Source organism: Candidatus Thiosymbion oneisti (assembly GCF_900092655.1).
In the GTDB taxonomy this organism is placed as follows: domain Bacteria; phylum Pseudomonadota; class Gammaproteobacteria; order Chromatiales; family Chromatiaceae; genus Thiosymbion; species Thiosymbion oneisti.
The window spans coordinates 1-2,393 of sequence record NZ_FLUY01000610.1; the positions used below are offsets into that span (position 1 = coordinate 1).

General features: G+C 44.9%; 6 protein-coding genes. All 6 read right to left on the reverse strand.

Going from position 1 to position 2,393, the window contains the following annotated elements:
- Positions 1-324: 324 nt before the first annotated feature.
- A complete protein-coding gene (locus tag BQ17_RS06720; RefSeq protein WP_089725492.1) occupies positions 325-513 on the reverse strand; it encodes a type II toxin-antitoxin system HicA family toxin in 189 nt (62 codons plus the stop codon).
- Positions 510-722 carry a type II toxin-antitoxin system HicB family antitoxin gene (locus BQ17_RS06725; RefSeq protein ID WP_089725495.1) on the reverse strand — a complete coding sequence of 71 codons (213 nt, stop codon included), beginning with the start codon at positions 720-722 and terminating at the stop codon, positions 510-512. The genes BQ17_RS06720 and BQ17_RS06725 overlap by 4 nt, the downstream gene beginning before the upstream one ends.
- Before the next feature lie 66 nt (positions 723-788).
- Positions 789-1,088, reverse strand: a complete 300-nt coding sequence (locus BQ17_RS06730; RefSeq protein ID WP_089725497.1) for a CopG family antitoxin — start codon at positions 1,086-1,088, stop codon at positions 789-791.
- Positions 1,075-1,359 carry a BrnT family toxin gene (locus BQ17_RS06735; protein WP_089725499.1) on the reverse strand — a complete coding sequence of 95 codons (285 nt, stop codon included), beginning with the start codon at positions 1,357-1,359 and terminating at the stop codon, positions 1,075-1,077. The genes BQ17_RS06730 and BQ17_RS06735 overlap by 14 nt, the downstream gene beginning before the upstream one ends.
- A 163-nt stretch (positions 1,360-1,522) precedes the next feature.
- The gene (locus BQ17_RS06740) at positions 1,523-1,735 is read right to left on the reverse strand and encodes a type II toxin-antitoxin system HicB family antitoxin (protein WP_089725501.1); all 213 of its coding nucleotides are present in this window, start codon (positions 1,733-1,735) and stop codon (positions 1,523-1,525) included.
- Between the two features lie 9 nt (positions 1,736-1,744).
- Positions 1,745-1,930 carry a type II toxin-antitoxin system HicA family toxin gene (locus tag BQ17_RS06745; RefSeq protein WP_089725503.1) on the reverse strand — a complete coding sequence of 62 codons (186 nt, stop codon included), beginning with the start codon at positions 1,928-1,930 and terminating at the stop codon, positions 1,745-1,747.
- Between the last annotated feature and the right edge of the window lie 463 nt (positions 1,931-2,393).

Genomic DNA, 2,393 nt, shown 5'->3' on the forward strand with positions numbered 1-2,393 from the left:
CAACGACCACCGTGTCGGCCTCATGTTCCAATATAACCGATTGATTTTTAAAGACTCGCATCGGGAACAACTCTATTGATCTCGTTCACCGAAATTATTTGGGAAGTCATCCACACAACCCCGATCCACATCCATCCAGCTCAACCGAGACGCAACTACCTATAAGAATTAAGGTTTCTCCTTCGACCGATGTACGCCGGTAACCCACACCCGTAAGTATCTCTCAACTATGGCGTTGGAGTTCATTCCTTGCCCCTAACCTACGGGCTGTTGCCAAGATGGATATCCTTTTTGTGTTTATACTCTGCAAGCATTTGTTAACGGCTATCTGACTGATTCTACACCAAGATCCTTACATATTTTCTTTGCCACGATATCTTTAACCTCTGAATGTCTTGGAATTGCAGATCGCTTGTTTAATTCCGGGTTGAACCACCATGAATGTTTCCCACCCTCCCTAAGCAGTTCGCATCCTTGGCTGCGGAGGTATTTTAGGAGTTCCTTTCTTTTCATACTGCGATTTTCTCTTCTCTATATCCGCTACCTGCTGCTACCAAAGCATCTTGCCGATTAAAGTCCAATGCCTCTTTGAGAGTAACCTCCAACGTATCTTTTAATTCATCATAGGTTTTTTCTTGGCAATTCACTCCAGGAATTTCTTGAATCCAACCTATCCACCAATCATCTTCTTTTTTAACGATAGCCGTATATTCGTGTTTCATAGCCTATCCTCACCGTGTTGAACCCGTAAGCTGTAGGAAAAGGGACCAGGTTCAATTTCTTCTTAATTAAGCCTGACCCCTTTTCTCCTTTTGAATTCTCTTTTCAAGAATTTTTTCTTTAAGCCATAAGTTTACTAATGTTTCAGGAAGAATCCCTTCCAATTGAGCTAATTTATCAATATCGCGTGATAGTTCTTTATCAATGGCAAAATAGTTTTTCCCCGATTTTAGTTCTACGTCAAATTCTACATCTCTCTGTAAATCCTCATAATCTACCAAACTGTGAGTATCCCAAAACTCGGCAGCTGCTTCTATATTATCAAATTGTTCCGGCAAAGCTTCTATTTGTTGCTTACTTTTTGCCATGGTTCTTTCTCTCTCTTGGATCCATGTCACGTGCGGTGACGATTAAGGCTTCTTTTGTTTTCTTGTATATAAATAGAGCAGCCAAATATCGACCGGCATTCGTCTGTCCACGAGCAGAATACAGATTTTCATTTTTGACTTTTCCTTTTTCAACAAGTTTGAATTTTGGGCTATTATTGAAAAGTTCTTCAACCTCTTCATGGGTTACATCGTGCTTCCATAGCAATTTGTCAATAATACTTCTATACCATATGAACCCCTCAATTTTCATTGGCTAGGTTTCCATCTTTTAACGCGGCTAGATCTTCCGTTCACATATTGAGCCTCTAAGCTGAGTTTCGTACCTCACCCTAACCTATGCGCTGAACAAAATGGGTGTTCTTTATATCACTTTATATCAATGGAGCAGAGCCGGGATCAGCTGGAGCGATTTGTTAGGCATGCACCTCAATAAATTCACTGTACGAATGTGGCTGAGGTACGGGCGCGCCTTCTTCCCTGATGCCTTCAAGATGAAATTCGATGGCCTCTTGGATGAGTTCAAGAACTTCTTCCTTGGTTTCCGCCGCCGCCATGCAACCAGGAAGATCAGGGACATATGCTCCGAAACTACTTGAGCCTTTCTCAATGACAACCATGTAACGCATGTGAGCTTCTCACTTGAACCCGGCCTGTTTCAGCACGTTGTTGAGTGTGCCGGGCGGGACATCAATACTGAGTTTTCCGGAAACAGTGACCGTCCCCAATTTCGTTGGATGATGGAACTGACGATGGCTACCTTTGTGGCGCACCTGCAGCCAGCCGTCAGCCTCGATCAGCGCAATGAGCTCTTTGACCTTCATACTTGAAGAATTACACAGATCCCAATTTCATGTCTAACATGCAATAGACACCTCTTCCTCGGTTCTCCAGGTTGCATACACCAAAGTAGCGTAGATGTCTTTTTCTCTTTCAGTGTCTTGTAGCATCCTGTGAATTTTAGCGTCACCACCTACTGATTATAAGCCACCGCCCTCTCAACCAACTCATCAACCCCCGGCTCGTCCGGGTTCCAGGGCTTGCCCGGATGGATACAGTCGGCGGGGCAGAGTTCGGCGGCTTCGACCAGTTAGGCATAGGTACCGGCGTTCAGGTCTCCGAGTATGGCCTGTTTGTCTTCGTTGTAGAGGAAGAGCAGGGGGTTGAGGTTGGTGCAGTCATTGCAGCTGGTACACACAGGGGGGTATCGCGATCCAGGGTTCGTCGAAGCTCAGAGCAGGCTCGGGTGTGATTGGCTCTCCGATTTCACCGTCGTCTTCCTCTATG

Coding starts and splice junctions, on each gene's coding strand:
- BQ17_RS06725 (WP_089725495.1), bottom strand. CDS start 722: ATGAAACACGAATATACGGCTATCGTTAAAAAAGAAGATGATTGGTGG.
- BQ17_RS06735 (WP_089725499.1), bottom strand. CDS start 1,359: ATGAAAATTGAGGGGTTCATATGGTATAGAAGTATTATTGACAAATTG.
- BQ17_RS06730 (WP_089725497.1), bottom strand. CDS start 1,088: ATGGCAAAAAGTAAGCAACAAATAGAAGCTTTGCCGGAACAATTTGAT.
- BQ17_RS06740 (WP_089725501.1), bottom strand. CDS start 1,735: ATGCGTTACATGGTTGTCATTGAGAAAGGCTCAAGTAGTTTCGGAGCA.
- BQ17_RS06720 (WP_089725492.1), bottom strand. CDS start 513: ATGAAAAGAAAGGAACTCCTAAAATACCTCCGCAGCCAAGGATGCGAA.
- BQ17_RS06745 (WP_089725503.1), bottom strand. CDS start 1,930: ATGAAGGTCAAAGAGCTCATTGCGCTGATCGAGGCTGACGGCTGGCTG.